This window comes from Streptomyces sp. SP18CS02, assembly GCF_036322365.1.
In the GTDB taxonomy this organism is placed as follows: Bacteria; Actinomycetota; Actinomycetes; order Streptomycetales; family Streptomycetaceae; genus Streptomyces.
Genome location: NZ_JAQYXC010000294.1, coordinates 54,420 through 73,142, shown reverse-complemented (window position 1 = coordinate 73,142; position 18,723 = coordinate 54,420). Strand labels below are relative to the sequence as shown.

The following is an 18,723-nucleotide window of genomic DNA, read 5'->3' as shown; positions in this document are numbered from 1 at the left end:
CACCGGATCAGCCACTTACGGGGGATGCACGTATGTCCATAGCCACGCTCAGACGCGCCACGAAGGAGAGCGTCTCGGGCCTTCCTCGGGAGTTCTGGTGGCTCTGGACGAGCACCCTGGTCAACCGGCTCGGGGCATTCGTCGCCACCTTCATGGCGCTCTATCTGACACTCGACCGGGGCTACTCGGCGTCGTACGCGGGGCTCGTGGCGTCCTTGCACGGCCTGGGCGGTGTCATCTCGTCGCTCGGCGCGGGTGTGATGACCGACCGGCTGGGGCGCCGGCCCACCCTTCTGGTCGCACAGCTGTCGACGGCCGGGTCGGTCGCCCTGCTGGGCTTCATGCAGCACCCGGTCGCGATCGCCGCCGTCGCCTTCCTCGTCGGCGCGGCGTCCAGCGCCTCGCGGCCGGCCGTGCAGGCGATGATGGCCGACATCGTCCCGCCCGAGGACCGTGTGCGGGCGTTCTCGCTCAACTACTGGGCGATCAACCTCGGGTTCGCGATCTCCTCGGCGGCCGCCGGGTTCATCGCCGAGTACAGCTACTTCGCGGGTTTCATCGGCGAGGCCGTGATGACCCTGGCCTGTGCGGTACTGATCTTCGTCAAGATCCCCGAGTCCCGTCCCGCCCCGGTCGCCACGACGCCGGGCGAGGCGACCGAGGCACAGGTCGGGCTGGGGACCGTACTGCGTGACGGACGCTTCATGGGGGTCGTCGGGCTCTCGTTCCTCATCTCGCTGATCTTCCAGCAGGGGTACGTCGGTCTGCCCGTCGCGATGGGCGTGGACGGCTTCGGCAGCGCCGACTTCGGTATCGCGGTGGCCGTCAACGGGGTCATGATCGTGGCCCTCCAGATCCCGGTGACCCGGTACATCGAGCATCGGGACCCGCGTCGGCTGCTGGTGGTCTCCGCCCTCCTCGCCGGGTACGGCTTCGGGCTCACCGCCTTCGCCGGGTCGATCGCCGTCTACGCGCTGACGGTCTGCGTGTGGACGCTCGCCGAGATCGTCAACGCCCCGACGCAGACCGGTCTCGTGGTGCGGCTCTCCCCGGCACAGGGCCGCGGGCGTTACCAGGGCGTGTACACGATGTCCTGGTCCGTGGCGGCGCTGATCGCCCCGCTGATGTCCGGCTGGGTGCTCGACCGGTTCGGCGCGCAGTGGCTGTGGGGGGCGTGCGCCCTGCTCGGGACCGTGGCGGGCCTGGGGTACTGGCTGCTGATGCGCGGCCTGCCCGAAGGGACGGTCGACGCCGAGCGGACCGTGCCCGACCCGGCCGGGTCGGACAAGGCCGGGTCGGACAAGGCCGGGTCGGACAAGGCCGGTACCGTGGCGGCCCCGTTCGGATCGGGCGACGGCGTGGGCGCCGGGGAGACGGGCGCCGCCGGGGGCGGTGCCGGCCGGGGCACGTACGCGGACGCGCCCCGGCGGGAGTCCGCCCCGGAGAGCGCCGGCAGCGTCGGCACCTGAGCACCGCCCGGCGCCGGGTGGTGCGCCGCGCCTCGCACGCGGGCGTGCCCTGCGATGGAGGCGCGTCGAACTCCGCTGACGGCGGCAATAGCCCGGTTCGATCCCCGGGGGCGGCCTGGCGTTCCTAAGCTGCCGGGGAACGGCTGAGCGCCGCCGAGAATCAGGAGCTGAGAGTGGACAACGGGGAACCACAGCCTCAACTGGCCCGGACGCCGGGCGAGTTCGTGGCCATGATGCGCCAGTTACGGCAATGGGCCCACCTGAGCTACCGGCAGCTGGAACGGCGGGCCGAGACGGCCGGGGACATCCTGCCGCGCGCCACACTGGCCGGTGCGCTGAACCGGGACGAGCTGCCGAGGGAGGAGTTGCTGGCGGCGTTCGTACGCGCCTGCGGCGGTGACGACCTCACGGTCCGGACATGGATACGGACCCGCAAGAGGCTCGCTGTCGCCCTTGAGGGACCACCCCCCGCCGTCGTGGCCGACGCACACGGGGGCGAGGAGGACGAACGGGGCGGCGGGTCAGGCCGGGTGCCGGAACAGGCGGTCGCGGGAGCAGACGCCCGGTCTGCTGTCGCCCCTCCCGGGCAACCGGAAGCCTCGGACGCCGCAGAGGAGGCGGGAACCTCCGGCGCCGTAGGGGAAGCGGGAACCTCCGGTGCCGTAGGGGAAGCGGATGAGGCGACCGCCGCCGCTGGGGTGAGCGAGGCCGCCGCGGCTGCGGGGGCGGCCGGGGCTGCGGGAACCGCCCGGGCGCATGCCACGGAGCACGGCTCCCCCGCCACCGAAGAAGTGTCCGGCCCGGAGGAGGTGTCCGGCCCGGAGGAGGTGTCCGCCCCGGGTCACTCGCCCGCCCCCGCGTCCCCGGAGGAAGCGTCCGGCCCGGACGATGTGTCCGGCGCCGTCCACCCGGCGGCCGAGGCACCGGCCACGGACGGCAGGCCCGCACCCCGCGGCCCCAAGGCGCCCGCCTCGGACGAGGCGGTACGGACGGAACCCGACCGCGCCACGGACGCCACGGACGCCGTGGACGCCACGGCACAGGACGCCAGCGCCACCGCCATCGGCACCGCCCCCACGACGAAGGTCCCGGCAACCGGCAGTCGCCGTGTCCGGCGACCCGTGCTGATCACCTCCATCGCCGCCGCCATCCTGCTCCTCGCGGCCGCCGTCACCGGGATCGGTCTGTTCCCCGACGGGGACGGGCAGGCGCCTCTGGGCACCCCGCCCGGCACCCGGGGGCCCACCGGCCCCTCGTCCCCTGCCGCGCGCCCCGCCGTGGAACCGGCCGTGGACAAGCCCTCCGCCGATCCCGTGCGGTCCACGCCGTCCCCCCGGGCGACCCCCCGGAGGACGCCGGGGCCCCGGGCCACCCCCGTCCGGAACACCCCGCGTCCCGCACCCAGCCCCACCCCCGGCGACCCCTCCACATGGGGCCCCTACGAGCCGGATCCCACGCCGCACGAACCGCCGCCGTGGGAACGCGTCGAGTCACCGACGCCGACCGGCGACCCCTTCCCCGAGGAGACCTGCTGGGACGTCACCAACGACTGCCTGTGAGGGACTCATGGCGGGGCACCGCGCGGCGGGCGGGGGCGCCTCCCGTCCACCGCGCGGTGTGTCGGCCCGGTGTCAGCCAGCGGCGTTCAGGGCCGGCCTACTTGTACTGGTACTGCAGGCGCCAGGTGTTGCTGTTCTTCTTCACCGGTGCGGTGATGACCGCCTTGTAGACCTTCCTGGTGGCACACCCGCCGCCCTGCCCCGTGGCGAAGCGGTACTTGGTCACGGTGAACTTCTTCGCCTCGTGGAACATCGCCAGCCGGGCCTTCTTGACCTTCTTGCCGCCGACCTTCTTGGGCACGTCCGCCTCGTAGGACCACTGGGCCGTCCGGGCCCACTGCTTGCCCACGGAGACGCCGACCTCGACGCTCGCCTTGGCGAAGATCACGCCGGCTTCGGCCGCCGCCGAGGCGCTGATCTCGGCGCTGACGGTCCCCGTCTGGCTCGTAGTGAAGTTGATCTTCAGGCCGGGCTCGGCCCAGTCGCTGCGGACGTTGGTCGCCACCCACTTCGTCGACGGCTTGCCGAACTTGTAGAAGACGCGGCCCGCCTCGGTGCACCCGGCCTTGCGGGCCGAGCCCGAGAGGGCGCCGGCGAAGGATTCCCCGTCTCCCCCCGCGGCCGAGCCGCCGGACGACCCGCCGGAGGCGCCGGAAACCGAACTGTCCGACGTGGCACGGACAGAGGCGTCGGACGAGCCGCCGGGAAGGGCGACCGCTCCGGCCGTCAGCACGGCCGCCGCGACCGCGGTCAGCACCGCCGTACGGGCCTTGCGGGAGCGGACCGGTGCGGCGGCTCCGGCCGGACGGGCCGAACCGGCGGGATCGACCGGGTGGACCGGGTGGACCGGGTGGACCGGGTGGACCGGGTGGACCGGACGGGCTGAACGGGACTTGCTCATAAGGGTGCTCCTCTGCGTGGAGAAGGAATGAGGTCTCGCCCCGGTCGTCGACACCGGCAGAAAGGCGAGGGTGCGCCGGCGCGCCGCCGGTTCGCATTCGACGGATGCGAACCGGGGGGCCGGTCGATGGCTTGAGCCTGCCGGTCCGCAACCCCGTCCAGCAATGGATCCGGGTGGCCCGGACAGTCCGGAAAGGGTGTCTGACCTGCGTGAACCGTCTCGGACTGTCTCAGACGCCACGGGATCTTGCCGGACATTCCCGTGCCGGAACAGCCTCTTCGGAGCCCAACTACGGGCAGGTGAAGGAGGTTCTGATGTTCGGTCGGATACAGCTCGGTACCTGGGGCACGCGGGGAGTCCACCGGGCGCCGAGGCCGCGGGAGTGGTGGCAGCGGCCGGGTACGGCGAAGGTGGCGATGGCCGCCGTGCGAACCGCCGCCCTCGCCCTGCTGGCGGTGCTGGCGATCGCCCTGGGCGCGGTCCTGGCCGTGCACGGCCCCTCGGACGACACACCCGCCCCGGCCGCCCCGCCCGTGGCCGCCCCGCCGCCCGAGGCCACGGCGCCGCAGGAACCGCCCCGTTCACCGAGGCCGGGACTGCCCAAGAGGCCGACGACGCCCGGGAAGCCCGGGAAGCCGCCCGTCCGGCCCGGTGGGGCGCAGGAGCGCCCCCGCAGCGTGGTGCTGGTCCCCGGTGACACCCTCTCTGCGCTCGCCGGGCGCCACGACACCACGGTCCGCGCCTTGCAACGGCTCAACGGCCTGGGGAGCTCGACCCTGATCTACGCGGGTGACACGCTGCTCCTCGCACCGGGCACGACCCCGCCGGCCCCCGGCGGCGGTGACGGCGACGGCGACGGCGACGGCGACGGAGCACCCTCCCCCGGCAAGGCTCCGGCCCCCGGCAAGGGCTCCTCGGCGGCCATCGGTTACGCCAAGGCGCAGCTCGGCAAGCCCTATGTCTGGGGCGGTACGGGACCGAGGGGCTACGACTGCTCCGGTCTGGTCATGCGGGCGTGGGAGGCGGCCGGTGTCGCGCTACCGCGCACCACGTGGGACCAGGTCCGCGCCGGACGCGCCACGACCCGTTCGGGGCTGGCGCCCGGTGATCTCGTGATCACGGCCAACGGCGGCCATATCCAGCTCTACATAGGTGACGGCAAGGTGATCCACGCACCCCGGACGGGCAGCGACATCACCGTGGCGCCGCTGCCGTCCCCCACGAGCGTGCTCGCCTACCGGCACATCACGGCGTGATGCACTCGCGCCTCAGCGATCGGCCGGCCGGTGCACGGAACGGCCGGACGCACGGAACGGCCGGACAGGCGGAACAGCCGGATGACACACGGAACGGCCGGACGCGCTCGGACGGGCGGAGTGCGCAGAGCGGTCGGACGTGTTCGGACGCGCGGAGTGGTCGGAGGGGTCGGACGGGTCGGACGGGTTCAGACGCGCGGAGTGGTCAGATGCGTGAACGCCGAGAGGTTGCGGGTCGACTCCCCTCGGGACACCCGCCACGCGTACTCCTTGCGGATGGCCGTCGCGAAGCCCAGCTCCAGCAGGGTGTTGAACGCGCCGTCCGCCGCCTCCAGGACCGAGCCCAGCAGACGGTCCAGCTCCTCGGGATGGACCGCCGAGAGCGGCAGCTTGCCGGTGAGGTAGATGTCGCCGAGGCTGTCGATCGCGTAACCGACCCCGTACAGGCGCAGGTTGCGCTCCAGGAGCCAGCGGTGGACGCCTTCCTCGTTCTCGTCCGGGTGACGGATCACGAAGGCGTTGAGGGACAGGGAATGGTTTCCCACCCGCAGCGACAGTGTGGTGGACAGCTTGTGGGTGCCGGGGAGCGTGACCACGTACGAGCCGGGCTCCGGGGACTCCCAGGTCAGCTCGGCGTCATCCAGCGCCGACTCGATGATCCGCCCTGTGTCGTCAGCCATGGTGCGAGCGTACGCGACGCCGGTGATGGTGCACGGCCGCCGCGTAGACGTCCGCCGTCGCCGACGCGGCCGTGTCCCAGCCGAACGATGCGGCGTGGCGGGCAGCGGCACCGCCGAGGCGGTCCGACAGGGACGGGTCGGTCACGAAGCGGCGCAGCGCGTCGGCGTAGTCGGCGGGGTCGTGGCCGCTGACCAGGTACCCGGTCTCGCCGTCGCGCACGGCCACCGGCAGGCCGCCGACGGCGGCCGCGACGACCGGGGTGCCCGCCGCCTGCGCCTCTATCGCGACCAGGCCGAAGGACTCGCTGTACGAGGGCATGACCAGCACGGACGCGGCCCGGAACCAGTCGGCGAGCTGCTCCTGCCCGACCGGCGGGTGGAAGCGCACGACATCGGCTATACCGAGCCGCGCGACGAGCTTCTGCAGGCCTTCGGGCTTGGCGAGGCCGCTGCCGCTGGGTCCGCCGACGACGGGAACGACCATCCGGGACCGCAGCGAGGGATCCCGCTCCAGCAGCCGGGCGGCCGCGCGCAGCAGGATGTCGGGGGCCTTGAGGGGCTGGATGCGGCCGGCGAAGACGGGGATGAAGGCGTCGGCGGGGAGTCCGAGCCTGGCCCTGGCGGCCGCGCGGCCGTCACCGGGCCTGAACCGCTCCAGGTTCACGCCGGGGTGCACGACCGCGACCTTCGCCGGGTCGGCGTCGTAGAAGCGGACGAGCTCGTCCGCCTCCTCCGTGGTGTTGGCGATCAGCCGGTCGGCCGCGCGCACGACCTGGGTCTCGCCGATGACCCGGGCGGCGGGCTCGGGGGTGTCGCCCTCCGCCAGCGCGGCGTTCTTGACCTTGGCCATGGTGTGCATGGCGTGGACGAGGGGGACGCCCCAGCGCTCGGCGGCGAGCCAGCCGACGTGGCCGGAGAGCCAGTAATGGGAGTGGACCAGGTCGTAGTGGCCCGGGCGGTGCCCCGCCCACGCCTGCATCACACCATGGGTGAAGGCGCACAGCTGGGCCGGGAGCTCCTCCTTGGCCAGGCCCTCGTAGGGTCCGGCGTCCACGTGGCGCACCAGCACGCCGGGGGTCAGCTCCACCGCCGGGGGAAGTCCGCCGGTGGTCGCCCGAGTGAAGATCTCGACCTCGATGTTGATCGCGGCGAGGCGCCTGGCGAGCTCGACGATGTAGACGTTCATGCCGCCCGCGTCGCCGGTGCCCGGCTGGTGCAGGGGGGAGGTGTGCACACTGAGCATGGCGACCCGGCGGGGCGCCCTCGGGCGGCCGGGGAGCCGGAGCCGAGGCGGCGCCGCCAGGGTGCCGGCGAACCGGGACCGGTACTGGCTCACGTCGGCGGTCCTTCCGCTCTGGGGCATGACGAACGGAGGACGGGGGAAGTCCTCCGTCGGGCCACAACACCGGAACGCTTCCTTTCATTTCCGCTTTGCCGATTCATTGCACGGCGCATCGGGTTCGTCGCCCGTCCCGTCGGACGGTCCGGTGCCGCCCCGCGCGGCGGTGACGCGGTCCCGCGGCCGGGCGGGCCGCGGGCGCCGGGTACCCCTTAGGGTCGTCCCCATGGCCCCGCGCACCACCCGCCCCGTCGGCACCCCGACCCGCGGGACCACCAACCCCAACCGGCTGCGCCGCATGGACCGCTGGATCGCCGCCGTCCACGGACCCGCGCTGCGGCGCGGGGACGAGCCGCCGGTCGCGGTGGACCTCGGGTACGGCGCCGCCCCCTGGACCGCCGTCGAACTGCTCCAGCGCCTGCGTACGGCGGACCCCCGCGCCCAGGTCGTCGGGGTCGAGATCGAACCGGCCCGGGTCGCCGCGGCGAAGCCGTACGAGCGTGCGGGCCTCACCTTCGTGCACGGCGGCTTCGAGGTGCCGGTCGCCGGCTCCCCGGCCCTGATCCGGGCGGCGAACGTGCTGCGCCAGTACGACGAGGCCGAGGTCGTCGCGGTGTGGGCGCGGCTCTGTGCGCGGCTGGCGCCCGGCGGGCTGCTGGTGGAGGGGACCTGCGACGAGATCGGGCGGCGCCATGTATGGGTGGCGCTGGGGCCGGAGGGGCCGCGGACGGTGACGTTCGCGACCCGGCTCGGTTCGCTGGAGCGGCCCTCCGACCTGGCCGAGCGGCTGCCCAAGGCGCTCATCCACCGCAATGTGCCGGGCGAACCGGTGCACGCTTTCCTGCGGGACTTCGACCGTGCCTGGGCGGCGGCCGCCCCGTACGCCTCGCTGGGCGCCCGGCAGCGCTGGATCAGGACGGCGCGGGACCTGACCGCCGACTGGCCCCTGGTGGACGGCCCGCGGCGGTGGCGCCAGGGCGAGGTGACGGTGGAGTGGGCGGCGCTCGCGCCCCGCTGAGCCACGCCCCGCCGAGCCACGCTCCGCTGACCCGCGCCGTACGGACCGGCCCCGCGGACGGCGCGCCCCACCGAGCCACAGGGACCGATCGGCGCCGGCGGTCGGCCGTCGGCACCTCGGCACCGGCGAAAGGAACGGGTCACCGCGATCACGCGTCCTGACGGAGGGGCGGGCACCGCCAAGTGGTGTCGGCCTCTGTCGTTTTGGCCGGGGGCATGGCACCATCGCGAGGGCCACTCGATGTTACTGACGGTAAATCAGATGTGAGCGGGCGTACGCCCGGAGGGGGGAAGCTTGTGAACCGAGGCCGCCGTGTCCACGCCGCGATCACCGTGGTCTGCGCCCTGACGGTGCTGGCGTCACCGGTACAGGCCGCCTACGCGGCGCCCACGCCCCCTCCGAGCGCCCCCGGCGCCCCGGCCGCCCCCAGGAAGAGCCTGGAGGAGGTCCGCAAGGAGATAGAGACCCTCTACCGCCAGGCCGCCTCCGCCACCGACGCGTACAACCTCGCCGAGGAGCGGGCCACGAAGCAGTCCGCCGAGATCGTGCGACTGGCCCAGGCCATCGTCGACGGCCAGGCCCGGATCGAGGACCTGAAGAAGCGGGCCGGCGCGGCCGCCCGCGCCCAGTACCGCAACGGCGGGATACCCGACGAGGCCAAGCTGGTGCTCACCGACGACCCGCAGCTCTTCCTGGACGGCGCGGGGCGCCTCCGGCAGGGCCAGAAGGCCACCACGGACCTCCTCGGCGAACTGACCCGTACGCAGACCGACTTGGAGACGTACACCGAGGACGCCAGCAAGCAGTGGACCTTGCTGGAGGCCAACCGCGTCAAGCAGGCCGACGCGAAGAAGGACATCAACGCCAAGATCACCGCCGCCGAGAAGCTGGAGTCCCAGCTGGAGGCGGAGGAGCGCGAGCGGCTGCTGAAGCTGGAGCAGCAGGAGCAGTACGACGCGCAGACGGCCTGGCTGAGCTCCGGCGCGCTCAAGGAGATCAACCGCAGCGCGAGCCCCCAGGGCCGCAAGGCGATCGAGTTCGCCTCCGCCCAGCTCGGCAAGCCGTACGTGTGGGGCGCGGAGGGCCCGGATTCGTACGACTGCTCGGGGCTGACGTCACAGGCGTGGTCGGCGGCCGGCCGGGGCATCCCGCGCACCTCGCAGGAGCAGTGGCGGCTGCTGCCCCGCATCGAGATCAAGGACATGCGCCCCGGCGACCTGATCATCTACCACGCCGACGCCAGTCATGTGGGGATGTACATCGGCGACGGCGCGATCATCCACGCCCCCCGGCCGGGCCGGAACGTCACGATGGCGGGCGCGGGCTCGATGGTGATCCTCGGAGTCGTACGCCCGGACAAGTAGCCCCGGGCGTCGCCGAGCCGCTCGCCTCTGCCCCGCTCCCGGCCCCGCGGTTCCCTTGCGGCACAAGGCCGGCACCCCCGCGGCGCCCCGCCGGCACCCCCGCGGCGCCCCCTCCGCACCCCGGCCCCCCGCCCCGGCCCCCCGGCGGGTCCGCGGCCGGAGTGCGGCCGGAGTGCGGCAGGTCCGCGGCCCCGGTGGCGGCTCCGGCATGACGCGGCTCACTCGAATGCCCCTGCACCGCGTGATGTTCGTCATGGCCCGCGGCCCAACTGCCCCTCTGGGCATGGCATATGCCAACGGCGATTCGCAGATCACCATTCCGTTCGAGCGCCGGAGCCCGCTATGGTCCCGGTCTGGTGGTGTGTCGACCGACGCTCCACCGCGCCCTCGGGGGGAGGGAAGGAAACCGGAACCGATGCCCGTACCCGTACCGCGCCAGAGGGCGACCCCTGTCGCACGCCCCGCTGTCGCGGAGAACGCCGGCGGCGGCGACCTCACGCTCCTGGTGATCGAGGACGACCCGGCGGGCACCTTCACCGGACCGGAGCTGCACGACGCCTCCGGCACCCGGGTCCGCATACGGACGGCCCGCAACCTCACCGAGGCCGAACGGCTGCTCACCGACGACGTCCACTGCGTCCTCGTCGACCTGGCCCTGCCGCCCGCCCGCTCGGGCGACGACGCGCTGGAGCCCCTGCGGCAGGTGCTGCGCATCGCGCCGCGCCACGCCGTCCTGGCGCTCACCCCGTCGGGCGACGCCGAGCTGGCGGCCGAGGCGGTGCGCACCGGCGCGCAGGACCACCTGTACCGCGAGGAGCTGGACGGGCCACTGCTGAGCCGGGCCATCCGGTACGCCGTGGAACGCAAGCGCGCCGACTCCGTCCAGGTGAAGCTGGCCGAGTCCCGGCTGCGCGCGCAGGAGAACGCCCGCCTGGAGCGGGGCCTGCTGCCCACCCCCCTGCTCCAGGGCTCGGACCTGCGCTTCGCCTCCCGCTACCGCCCGGGCCGCTCCCGGGCGCTGCTGGGCGGCGACTTCTACGACACGGTCCGCACGCCGGACGGCACGGTCCACGCGATGATCGGCGACGTCTGCGGGCACGGCCCCGACGAGGCGGCCCTCGGCGTGGAGCTGCGCATCGCGTGGCGGGCGCTGACCTTCGCCGGGCTGTGCGGCGACGAACTGCTCTCCACGCTCCAGCAGGTCCTGGAGCACGAGCGGGAGAGCGAGGAGATCTTCGCGACCCTGTGCACGGTGGACATCGCACCGGACGGACGGCGGGCCGGGCTGTGCCTGGCGGGTCACCCGTCGCCGCTGATCGCCCGGTACGGGCGGGCGGCGCAGCTCCTCCCGTACGAGGACGGGGGCCCGGCGCTGGGGCTGCTGCCGCGCGCCCGGTGGCCGCGCCGGCAGGTCGAGCTGGGCGGGTCGTGGAGCCTGATGATGTACACCGACGGCCTGATCGAGGGCCGCTCGGCGGGCCCGGGGTCGCCGAGACTCGGCCAGGACGGCATGCTCGACATGATCAACCGCCAGCTGGGGCAGGGCCTGGGCGGCGAGGAGCTGCTGGAGGCCGCCGTGGCCGAGGTCCGCGACCTCAACGGCGGGGAGCTGACCGACGATGTGGCGGTCCTGCTGCTCGACCGCGCGGGCGACGGCGAGGGCGTACCCCGCCAGACGCGCGGCCGCGGTGCCCGGCGCCGACCGCCGACGCCGCTGTAGGACACTCCCTGGCCGGGCCCCGCGGACACCCCGGGACCCGGGGCTCCCCGGGAACGCGTGCCCCTCACACGGCACAGGCCCGCCGGGCCCCGTACCGGGGTTCCGACGGGCCCGGGGGACCGCGGGGCGGATGCGACGGATCCTGTCCGTTCAGCGCCCGCCGTTGTAGGGGCCGTACGGCCCGTCGCTGCTGGAGCCACCGCCGCCGCCGCGGCGGCCCCGGCCGCCACCCGAGACCTGCTGGAGGGCGGGGCGCACGTCGACCATGAAGACGATCGACGCGACCAGCCCGGCGAGCTGCAGGAACAGCATCGGGACGAGCAGGTTCACCGCGACGGTGACGCCCAGGATGATCAGCCAGAACGGCTTGGTCTTCTTGTCGGCCGCGCGATAGGCGTCCTCGCGCGCCGTCGCCGCGATGAAGATGGCGACCACGGCGAGCAGGAGCATGGCGAGGTTGAGCAGGAAGAGAAACGTGCCGAATCCTGCCAGCAACATGGTGGGCACCGCCTTGTGAGTGGTCGAAGCTGGTCGAAGCTGCTCGGAGCGGCTTGCAGCGCTCCGCGGCCAAGGTACCCGTACAACGCCCCGGTCACCCCGAATGTGCCCTGCCCGGGCCGATGGCGGTTCCCGCGCCCGCCCTGCGACGGCTCCGCTCCCGTGCGGGCCGGCGCCCCGGCGAGGCGCCGGTCCACCGCCGGGGTTACTTCTCGGGCGAGGAGGCGGTCGGCGCGGTCCTCTCGGCGCCGGGCTTGCGGGCGGCCGGGGCCTTCCGGGCGCCCGCCTGCTTCTTGTCCTGGGAGGACGGGGAGGACTGCGCGGACGACGCCGCCCCCTTCGGCTCGTCGGCCCTGGGCTCCTCGGCCGCACGGGGCTCGCTCTTCGGCGCCGGGTCGGGCTCGACGGCGACGGCGATCTCGGTGAGCTCCTCGGCGGCCTCGCCGCGCCAGGTGCGCACGGCCTGCTCACCGTGCTCGGCGACCTTCTCGTACGTCTCGCGGGCCCGGACCGCGTACTCTGCGGCCACGCCCACGCCCCGCAGCGCCAGGTCCTGGGCCGTCTCGCCGAGCTTCTTCAGGTCGGTGTCGAAGCTGCCGAGCACCTCGCTGAACTTCGCCTGGACGGTGGCCTGGGCCTCCTTGGCCTGGGTGGTCACCTTCTCCTGCACGGCCTTGGGGTCGGTGTTGCGGACGGCGTCGAAACGGGCCGGGGCCTCGGCGGCGATCTGCTCGATCAGACCGGGCACCTTCCGGGCCTGCTGCACGGCGAGGTCCGCCGTACCGGCGGCGAAGTAGAGGGGGGTACGCAGTTCTTCGATGATGGCCATGACCGTGGGTCCTCCCGGATCGCAGAGTCAGAGTTCTTCGGGTGAGGGTTTTCCGGCATCGGCATCGGCGTCGGCAGCTGCGGCGTTGCGGGCGTCCGTGTCGAATCCGTTCTCCTTGCGGAAGGAGTCGTAGATCTGGAGCAGCACCTGCTTCTGCCGCTCGTTGATCGACGGATCGGCGAGGATGACGGCACGCGTCTCCAGCTCCTCGCGCTCCCGCTCGTCCAGGATCCCGGCCCGTACGTACAGCGTCTCGGCCGAGATCCGCAGCGCCTTGGCGACCTGCTGCAACACCTCCGCACTCGGTTTGCGCAGGCCGCGCTCGATCTGGCTCAGATACGGATTGGACACCCCGGCGGCGTCGGCGAGCTGCCGCAGCGACAGCTGCGCGCTGCGCCGCTGTTCGCGCAGGTACTCACCGAGATTGCCGACGTTGAGCGATGCCATGACTCGATGGTGCACCGCCTTGCTAACTTTTGCAAGCGACCTGCTTGCAGGTGTGTCACACGGGTCGGAGGGTGGGTCACCGGACCGTTCGCCTCGACTGCGGCGCACTCGCGTGGTGCGATGGAAAAGGGTGTCGGAGGGAGAGAGCGATGGTCTCACCTGCAGCGGAGCACAGGAGTGACACGGCCCCGGTATCGGTCCGCCCGCTGGATGAGGCGGACCTGGACCGGGCCGACGAGATCTTCAGGACCGCCTTCGGGACCTTCCTGGGGACACCTGATCCGTTCGGGACCCTCGACTACGTCCGCACCCGCTGGGCGGCCGGTCCACGGGCGGCGTTCGCGGCGACGGCCGGCGGCGAGGTGGTGGGATCGAACTTCGCCACCGACTGGGGCAGCGTCGGGTTCTTCGGACCGCTGACCGTGCGTCCGGATCTGTGGGACCAGGGCATCGGCAGGCGTCTGATGGAGCCGGTCATGGACTGCTTCGACGCCTGGGGGAACCGGCACGTCGGCCTGTTCACCTTCTCGCACAGTCCCAAGCATCTTGAGCTCTACCGCCGGTACGGTTTCTGGCCCCGATTCCTCACCGCCGTCATGAGGAAGCGCGTCGCGGACGGTGCCCCAGTCCCCGGCCGGGCGCTCTACGGCGACCTGCCCGCCGCCGAGCGGCCCGATGCGCTGAGTCTCTGCGGAGCGCTGACCGGCGCGGTGTACGAGGGCCTGAGCCTGGAACGCGAGATCGTGGCCGCGCACGCGCAGGGACTCGGTGACACCGTCCTGCTCCATGGCGCCGGCTCCGATCTCGACGGCCTGGCCGTCTGTCACTGCGGAGCCGGGTCGGAGGCCGGCGAGGACGTGTGCTTCGTCAAATTCGGCGCCGTGCGCCCTGGTCCGGGGGCCGCCGGCCGGTTCGAGCGGCTGCTCGACGCGTGCGAGCGGCTGGCCGCCGAGCGCGGACTGGGGCAACTGGACGCCGGCATGAACCTGGGCCGCCCGGATGCCTACCGGCGCCTGGTCGACCGCGGTTTCCGCACCTGGCTGCAGGGCGTGACCATGCACAGGCCCAACGAACCCGGGTACAGCCACCCCGACGCGTATGTGATCGACGACTGGCGCTGAGACCACCGCCGCGCTCGGCCCGCCAGGAAGGCCCGGTGCCGTCAGAACCGCCCGCCCCCGTACATCCCGCCCCCGTACATCCCGCCCCCGTACATCCCGCCCCCGCGCATCCCGCCCTCCGCCAGAGCCACGCGTGGAGCACCGCCCCCCTGCGCACGCTCAGCGCCGTCGGCCGCGCGCACGCGCTCAGCGCCGCCGGCCGCGCTCGCCGGGAGGCCGTCCCGATCCGGTCCCGGGACCGGCGGGGGCCGCGGCGCCGTCCGGCCTCGGGACCTCGGGATCGTCCGCGTCACGGCCGGCCGGCCCCTCGGCCCGCCCGGCCGGTGCGCGGCGGGTCAGCGCGACCCCCACGAGCACCACCACCATCCCCGCCACCACCCGGACACCGATCGCCTCGTCGAGGACGAGCGCCCCGAGCGCCACGGAGACCACCGGCAGCAGATAGCCGACGGTCGAGGCGGCGGTCGCGCCCTCGTCGGCGATGAGCCGGTAGTTGAGGTAGAAGGTGAGCCCCGTGCCGAAGACCCCGAGGACGGCGACCGCCAGCAGGCCGGTCACCGTGATGTCCGCGGCCACCGGCGCGGACGCGGCCGGCAGCGCGAGCCCCGCCAGACCGGTCGCGGCCAGCAACTGGGCCGCCGAGAGGGCCATCGGCTCGGTGCCCCTGCCGGTGAGCTTGCGGCCCATGTAGGCGAAGGCCACGGCGTAGCTGGCGGCGGCGGCCAGCAGCGCCAGGGCGCCCCAGCTCAGCAGCCCCGACCTGTGCCACGGCGCGAAGATCAGCAGCGTGCCCGCGAACCCGAGCAGCAGGCCGCCGAGCCGGACCGGGCGCAGGCCCCGTTCCGTACCGATGGCGAGGCCGATCAGCAGCGACCACAGCGGGGTCGTGGCGTTCAGCACGCCCGCGACGCCCGAGTCGACGGTCTGCTCACCGATCCCGAAGAGCAGGAAGGGCAGGGCGTTGCAGAAGAACGCGGCGACGACCAGGTGCCCCCAGGTGGACGCCCGGCGGGGCAGGCGCTGCCGTGCCGACCGGGCGAGCAGGAGCAGCACCAAGGCGCCCAGCGCGGCACGCACGACGGTGATGTGCAGGGGGGACAGCCCGTTGTTCAGGGCCACCTTGATCCACAGGAAGCCCGACCCCCACAGCAGGGCGAGCACTCCCATCCGTACGGCGCTTGCGCTCACAGCCGGCCTCCTTCGTCACAGTCCCGCACGTCCCGCTCATCGGGCTCGTCCCGCTCGCCCCACCCATGCGAACCCGGACAAACCCGCACGAACCTATGTCCCGTCCGCCCGGCCCGCCCGGACATGTGGCCGCTCATATGACGTTCCCGCACCCGACCCGACAGGACAAGCGCAGAGTTGTGCATCCACCATTAAGCTGTGCTACATGCTGGACACCCGACGCATGCTCGTACTCCGGGCCGTGGTCACGAGCGGTTCGGTGACCGCCGCCGCGGCCAACCTCGGATACACCCCTTCGGCGGTCAGCCAGCAGGTGGCCGCGCTGGAGAAGCAGGCCGGCGTACCGCTGCTGGAGCGGGTCGGGCGGGGCGTGCGCCCCACGGCCGCGGGACTGCTGCTGACCGAGCACGCGGCGGTGATCGGCCGGCATGTCGCCGCCGCGGAGACCGCGCTGGCGGACCTGCGGGCCGGCCGGACCGGACGGCTGACCGTCCGGTACTTCGCCACGGCGGGCGCGGCCCTGGTCGGCCCCGCCCTGGCCCGCTTCCGCCGCGACCACCCCGGCGTGCAGGTGGAGTTGAAGCTGAGCGATCCGCAGGACCCCCTGCCGGAGGTGCAGCGGGGCCACACGGACATGGCGCTGGTGGTCCGCCCCCGGGACGGGCTGCGTGAAGGGGTCCGGCTGGTCCACCTGCTGGACGACCCGTACCGGGCGGTGCTCCCCAAGGGCCATCCGCTGGCCGCCAAGCGCGTGCTGGACCTGGCGGACCTCGCCGACGAGCCGTGGGTCGGCAGCGAGGATCCCGTCGGCCCCTGCCTGGAGGTGGTGCTCGACGCGTGCGCGGCGGCCGGCTTCAGCCCCGGCTTCGTGGTCGAGAGCGAGGACTACTCGACGGCCCAGGGCTTCGTCGCGGCGGGTCTGGGCGTGAGCCTGATCCCCCGTACGGGCCTGCGCGGCCGCCGTTCCGACGTCGTGGTGCGAAGGGTCCGCCGCCCGGAGCCGGTCAGGTCGATCTGCGCGGCGGTCCGCGAGACGGCCCCGTCCGCCCAGCCCGCCCTGCGCGCGCTGATCGGGGCGTTCAAGGACGCCGCGGCGCAGTAGCGGGCCCGCCGCACCGCCTCCGGGGCCGGTTCGGCACCGGCAGGCACTCGGGCGGCAGCGGGCGGGTGTGCAGGATGTCGAGGCGCGAGACCGAGCGGGTGAGGACCACGTAGAGACGGTGCAGGCCGCGCGGCTCGGCGTCGACGATGGCGGCCGGTTCGGCGACCACGACGTGGTCGTACTCCAGGCCCTTGGCGAGGGTCGCGGGCAGGACCGTGACGCGTCCGGCACCGGGATCGTCGACGGGGGCCGCCGCGATGCCCGCTCCGGCGAGAGCGGCGCCGAGCCGGCCCGCGTCGGCGTCGGCCGCGATCACGCCGATCGAGCCCTCGCGCGCGAGCGCCGCCCGCACCGCGTCGACCGTCGCCGCCGCCACGTCCGCCACCTCCCGGACCGTCAGCTCCCCGTCCGTGCGCAGCGACCGGGCGGGCGGGACGTCGACGCCGAGCCCGCCCAGCAGCCGGTTCGCCAGCTCCACGATCGCCGCCGGAACACGGAAGCCGGTGGTCAAGGGGATCACCGGGGCGTCCTTGCGGCCCAGGTGGGCGAGCTGGTCCTCCCAACTGCGGGCGGCCCACGGCGTGGTGCCCTGCGCCAGGTCGCCCAGCACCGTCAGGGAGCCGAAGTCCGCCCGGCGGGCGATGGCCCGGCACTGCATCGGCGACAGGTCCTGCGCCTCGTCGATCACGATGTGGCCGTATCCGCCGGGGCGTTCGATGAGCCCGGCGAGCTCGTCGAGCAGCACCAGGTCGGCGGCGCTCCAGCCGGCCGACCGGTACGAGCGCGGCGGCCTCGCCCAGCGGATGGCCGCCCACTCGGCCGGGGTGAGCGGCGACGGCTCCGCCCCCCGGCCGCCGCACGAACCACCGCCGCACGAACCACCGCCGCTCGAACCACCGCCGCACGAACCACCGCCGCACGAACCGTCGTCGGAGGAACCGTCGTCGCACCCCCCCTCGCCGAGGGTCAGCACCTCCGCCAGGACCTCCTCCGGGGTCACCTTCGGCCAGCACGCGTCCACCAGCGCCGTCACCGGCCTCGCCCGCTCGATCCTCCGCACCCACGCCGCGCCCACCGGACCGGCCCGGCGCTCCGCCTGGAGCTGGAGCTCCCGCACCACACGGCTGCGCAGCCGTTCCCGGCCGACCGCGTAGGGCGGCGCCTCCGCGCGCACCCCGGCGACGATCTCCTCCAGTACGGCGAGCGGCACCCGCCGGCGGTACGAACCGTCCGGCACGGTGAGCGGGCCGTGGGGGGCGCGGACCCTGGCGTACAGCGCCCGGTGCAGCACCGCCGCCATCCGGACGTCGTGCTTGACCGCGGCCGCCTCCGGTGAGTCCTGGGCCCGCACCTCGTGCCGGGCGATCTCGTCGTCGACCGTCGACTGACGGATGTCCAGCTCCCCCAGGGCGGGCAGGACTTCGGAGATGTACGAGAGGAAGGCGCGGTTCGGGCCCAGGATCAGCATGCCGCCGCGCCTGATGCGCTGCGGGTGGGTGTAGAGCAGGTACGCGGCCCGGTGCAGCCCGACGGCCGTCTTGCCGGTGCCGGGAGCGCCCTGTACGCAGAGGGAGTCGGCGAGCCCGGCCCGTACGAGGTCGTCCTGTTCGGGCTGGATGGTGGCCGCGATGTCCCGCATCGGGCCCACGCGGGGCCGCTCGATCTCACCGGCCAGGATCGCGCCGACCACACCGCCCGTCGCCGTGCGCGTGCCCGCGCCCTCTTCCGTACCCGCGTCCGGCAGCCGGCCGTCGCCGCCGAGGTGTTCGTCCTCCAGGCCCGTCAGGTCCCGGGACGATCCGTCGCCGGCCGGAGCCCAGCCGAACCGCCGGCGCACCCGCACGCCCTGCGGGTCCCGGGCGCTCGCCTGGTAGAAGACGCGCGAGACGGGGGCCCGCCAGTCGATGACCAGGGGCGGGGCGGCCGGGTCCTCGCCGATGCGGCGGCGGCCGATGTGGTGGCTCTGCCCGTCCTCGTGGTCGAGCCGGCCGAAGAAGAGCGGGCCCCTGGGCTCTTCGCGCAGTTCCTTGGCGCGACTGCGCAGGTGGTGGCCGAGGGCTTCGGCGTCGGCGCCCGAGGCAGAGACGTCCTCGCCGGTGACGACCTGGCGGGCGGCGCCCTCGATCATCCGGTTCAGGGCCGCGCGGCAGCCGTCGTGGTAGGTCCGTTCCTGGTCCAGGGCATGGTCGAGTGACGTCATTCCACCAAGAATAACGCAACCGAGTAACATTT

The 18,723-nt window shown here is 73.7% G+C and carries 16 protein-coding genes; 8 read left to right on the top strand and 8 right to left on the bottom strand.

From position 1 onward, the window contains the following. The first annotated feature begins 32 nt into the window (after positions 1–32). Together PUR26_RS24630 and PUR26_RS24625 are read left to right on the top strand one after the other, a co-directional pair. On the top strand, positions 33–1,469 hold the full coding sequence (locus PUR26_RS24630) for an MDR family MFS transporter (protein WP_329875104.1): 1,437 nt from the start codon (positions 33–35) through the stop codon (positions 1,467–1,469). A gap of 173 nt (positions 1,470–1,642) precedes the next feature. Continuing rightward, positions 1,643–3,028 carry a hypothetical protein gene (locus tag PUR26_RS24625; protein ID WP_329875102.1) on the top strand — a complete coding sequence of 462 codons (1,386 nt, stop codon included), beginning with the start codon at positions 1,643–1,645 and terminating at the stop codon, positions 3,026–3,028. 97 nt (positions 3,029–3,125) lie between these two features. Here the strand turns inward: PUR26_RS24625 and PUR26_RS24620 are convergent, their stop codons facing one another. After that, complete coding sequence (locus tag PUR26_RS24620; RefSeq protein WP_329875100.1) at positions 3,126–3,929, bottom strand: hypothetical protein; 804 nt, start codon at positions 3,927–3,929, stop codon at positions 3,126–3,128. A gap of 314 nt (positions 3,930–4,243) precedes the next feature. Here PUR26_RS24620 and PUR26_RS24615 point away from each other — a divergent pair, with 314 nt between their 5' ends. Beyond that, positions 4,244–5,185, top strand: coding sequence for a C40 family peptidase (locus PUR26_RS24615; RefSeq protein ID WP_329875099.1), 942 nt, complete (start codon positions 4,244–4,246; stop codon positions 5,183–5,185). Between the two features lie 188 nt (positions 5,186–5,373). On the opposite strand, the gene PUR26_RS24610 is transcribed toward PUR26_RS24615, so the two are convergent. Together PUR26_RS24610 and mshA are read right to left on the bottom strand one after the other, a co-directional pair. Continuing rightward, a complete protein-coding gene (locus PUR26_RS24610) occupies positions 5,374–5,865 on the bottom strand; it encodes a YbjN domain-containing protein (protein WP_329875097.1) in 492 nt (163 codons plus the stop codon). Then, positions 5,858–7,201, bottom strand: a complete 1,344-nt coding sequence (gene mshA, locus PUR26_RS24605; protein WP_329875095.1) for a D-inositol-3-phosphate glycosyltransferase — start codon at positions 7,199–7,201, stop codon at positions 5,858–5,860. Before mshA ends, PUR26_RS24610 begins: the two co-directional genes overlap by 8 nt. Positions 7,202–7,430: 229 nt before the next feature. Between mshA and PUR26_RS24600 the strand changes: the two genes are divergently transcribed. From PUR26_RS24600 to PUR26_RS24590, 3 genes are all read left to right on the top strand, one after another. After that, complete coding sequence (locus tag PUR26_RS24600; RefSeq protein WP_329875093.1) at positions 7,431–8,222, top strand: class I SAM-dependent methyltransferase; 792 nt, start codon at positions 7,431–7,433, stop codon at positions 8,220–8,222. Between the two features lie 296 nt (positions 8,223–8,518). Next, positions 8,519–9,586 (top strand): C40 family peptidase, encoded by a 1,068-nt coding sequence (locus tag PUR26_RS24595; RefSeq protein ID WP_329875091.1) that lies wholly within the window; start codon positions 8,519–8,521, stop codon positions 9,584–9,586. 415 nt (positions 9,587–10,001) lie between these two features. Further along, positions 10,002–11,306, top strand: coding sequence for a PP2C family protein-serine/threonine phosphatase (locus PUR26_RS24590; RefSeq protein ID WP_329875089.1), 1,305 nt, complete (start codon positions 10,002–10,004; stop codon positions 11,304–11,306). Between the two features lie 150 nt (positions 11,307–11,456). Here PUR26_RS24590 and PUR26_RS24585 read toward each other — a convergent pair whose 3' ends face one another. The 3 genes from PUR26_RS24585 to PUR26_RS24575 all read right to left on the bottom strand — a co-directional run bounded on the left by PUR26_RS24585 (position 11,457) and on the right by PUR26_RS24575 (position 13,080). Beyond that, entirely contained in the window at positions 11,457–11,804 is a 348-nt protein-coding gene (locus PUR26_RS24585; RefSeq protein WP_329875087.1) for a DUF2516 family protein, read from the bottom strand. 205 nt (positions 11,805–12,009) lie between these two features. Continuing rightward, positions 12,010–12,633 carry a hypothetical protein gene (locus PUR26_RS24580; RefSeq protein ID WP_329875085.1) on the bottom strand — a complete coding sequence of 208 codons (624 nt, stop codon included), beginning with the start codon at positions 12,631–12,633 and terminating at the stop codon, positions 12,010–12,012. A 27-nt stretch (positions 12,634–12,660) separates the two neighbouring features. Then, the gene (locus PUR26_RS24575; RefSeq protein WP_329875083.1) at positions 12,661–13,080 is read right to left on the bottom strand and encodes a helix-turn-helix domain-containing protein; all 420 of its coding nucleotides are present in this window, start codon (positions 13,078–13,080) and stop codon (positions 12,661–12,663) included. A gap of 149 nt (positions 13,081–13,229) precedes the next feature. On the opposite strand from PUR26_RS24575, the gene PUR26_RS24570 reads away from it, so the two are divergent. Then, positions 13,230–14,201, top strand: a complete 972-nt coding sequence (locus PUR26_RS24570; RefSeq protein WP_329875081.1) for a GNAT family N-acetyltransferase — start codon at positions 13,230–13,232, stop codon at positions 14,199–14,201. Between the two features lie 186 nt (positions 14,202–14,387). Here the strand turns inward: PUR26_RS24570 and PUR26_RS24565 are convergent, their stop codons facing one another. Continuing rightward, the gene (locus tag PUR26_RS24565; RefSeq protein ID WP_329875851.1) at positions 14,388–15,368 is read right to left on the bottom strand and encodes a DMT family transporter; all 981 of its coding nucleotides are present in this window, start codon (positions 15,366–15,368) and stop codon (positions 14,388–14,390) included. Between the two features lie 226 nt (positions 15,369–15,594). Between PUR26_RS24565 and PUR26_RS24560 the strand changes: the two genes are divergently transcribed. Further along, positions 15,595–16,491, top strand: a complete 897-nt coding sequence (locus tag PUR26_RS24560; protein ID WP_329875079.1) for a LysR family transcriptional regulator — start codon at positions 15,595–15,597, stop codon at positions 16,489–16,491. Here PUR26_RS24560 and PUR26_RS24555 read toward each other — a convergent pair. Next, positions 16,469–18,691 (bottom strand): HelD family protein, encoded by a 2,223-nt coding sequence (locus PUR26_RS24555; RefSeq protein WP_329875077.1) that lies wholly within the window; start codon positions 18,689–18,691, stop codon positions 16,469–16,471. The genes PUR26_RS24560 and PUR26_RS24555 overlap by 23 nt on opposite strands. Positions 18,692–18,723: the final 32 nt, after the last annotated feature.

Bases quoted from the DNA above. Each gene is read 5' to 3' on its own strand.
- PUR26_RS24590 (WP_329875089.1), top strand. From the start codon at position 10,002: ATGCCCGTACCCGTACCGCGCCAGAGGGCGACCCCTGTCGCACGCCCC.
- PUR26_RS24580 (WP_329875085.1), bottom strand. From the start codon at position 12,633: ATGGCCATCATCGAAGAACTGCGTACCCCCCTCTACTTCGCCGCCGGT.
- PUR26_RS24565 (WP_329875851.1), bottom strand. From the start codon at position 15,368: ATGGGAGTGCTCGCCCTGCTGTGGGGGTCGGGCTTCCTGTGGATCAAG.
- PUR26_RS24560 (WP_329875079.1), top strand. From the start codon at position 15,595: ATGCTGGACACCCGACGCATGCTCGTACTCCGGGCCGTGGTCACGAGC.
- PUR26_RS24610 (WP_329875097.1), bottom strand. From the start codon at position 5,865: ATGGCTGACGACACAGGGCGGATCATCGAGTCGGCGCTGGATGACGCC.
- PUR26_RS24620 (WP_329875100.1), bottom strand. From the start codon at position 3,929: ATGAGCAAGTCCCGTTCAGCCCGTCCGGTCCACCCGGTCCACCCGGTC.
- PUR26_RS24630 (WP_329875104.1), top strand. From the start codon at position 33: ATGTCCATAGCCACGCTCAGACGCGCCACGAAGGAGAGCGTCTCGGGC.
- PUR26_RS24570 (WP_329875081.1), top strand. From the start codon at position 13,230: ATGGTCTCACCTGCAGCGGAGCACAGGAGTGACACGGCCCCGGTATCG.
- PUR26_RS24555 (WP_329875077.1), bottom strand. From the start codon at position 18,691: ATGACGTCACTCGACCATGCCCTGGACCAGGAACGGACCTACCACGAC.
- PUR26_RS24575 (WP_329875083.1), bottom strand. From the start codon at position 13,080: ATGGCATCGCTCAACGTCGGCAATCTCGGTGAGTACCTGCGCGAACAG.
- PUR26_RS24615 (WP_329875099.1), top strand. From the start codon at position 4,244: ATGTTCGGTCGGATACAGCTCGGTACCTGGGGCACGCGGGGAGTCCAC.
- PUR26_RS24585 (WP_329875087.1), bottom strand. From the start codon at position 11,804: ATGTTGCTGGCAGGATTCGGCACGTTTCTCTTCCTGCTCAACCTCGCC.
- PUR26_RS24600 (WP_329875093.1), top strand. From the start codon at position 7,431: ATGGCCCCGCGCACCACCCGCCCCGTCGGCACCCCGACCCGCGGGACC.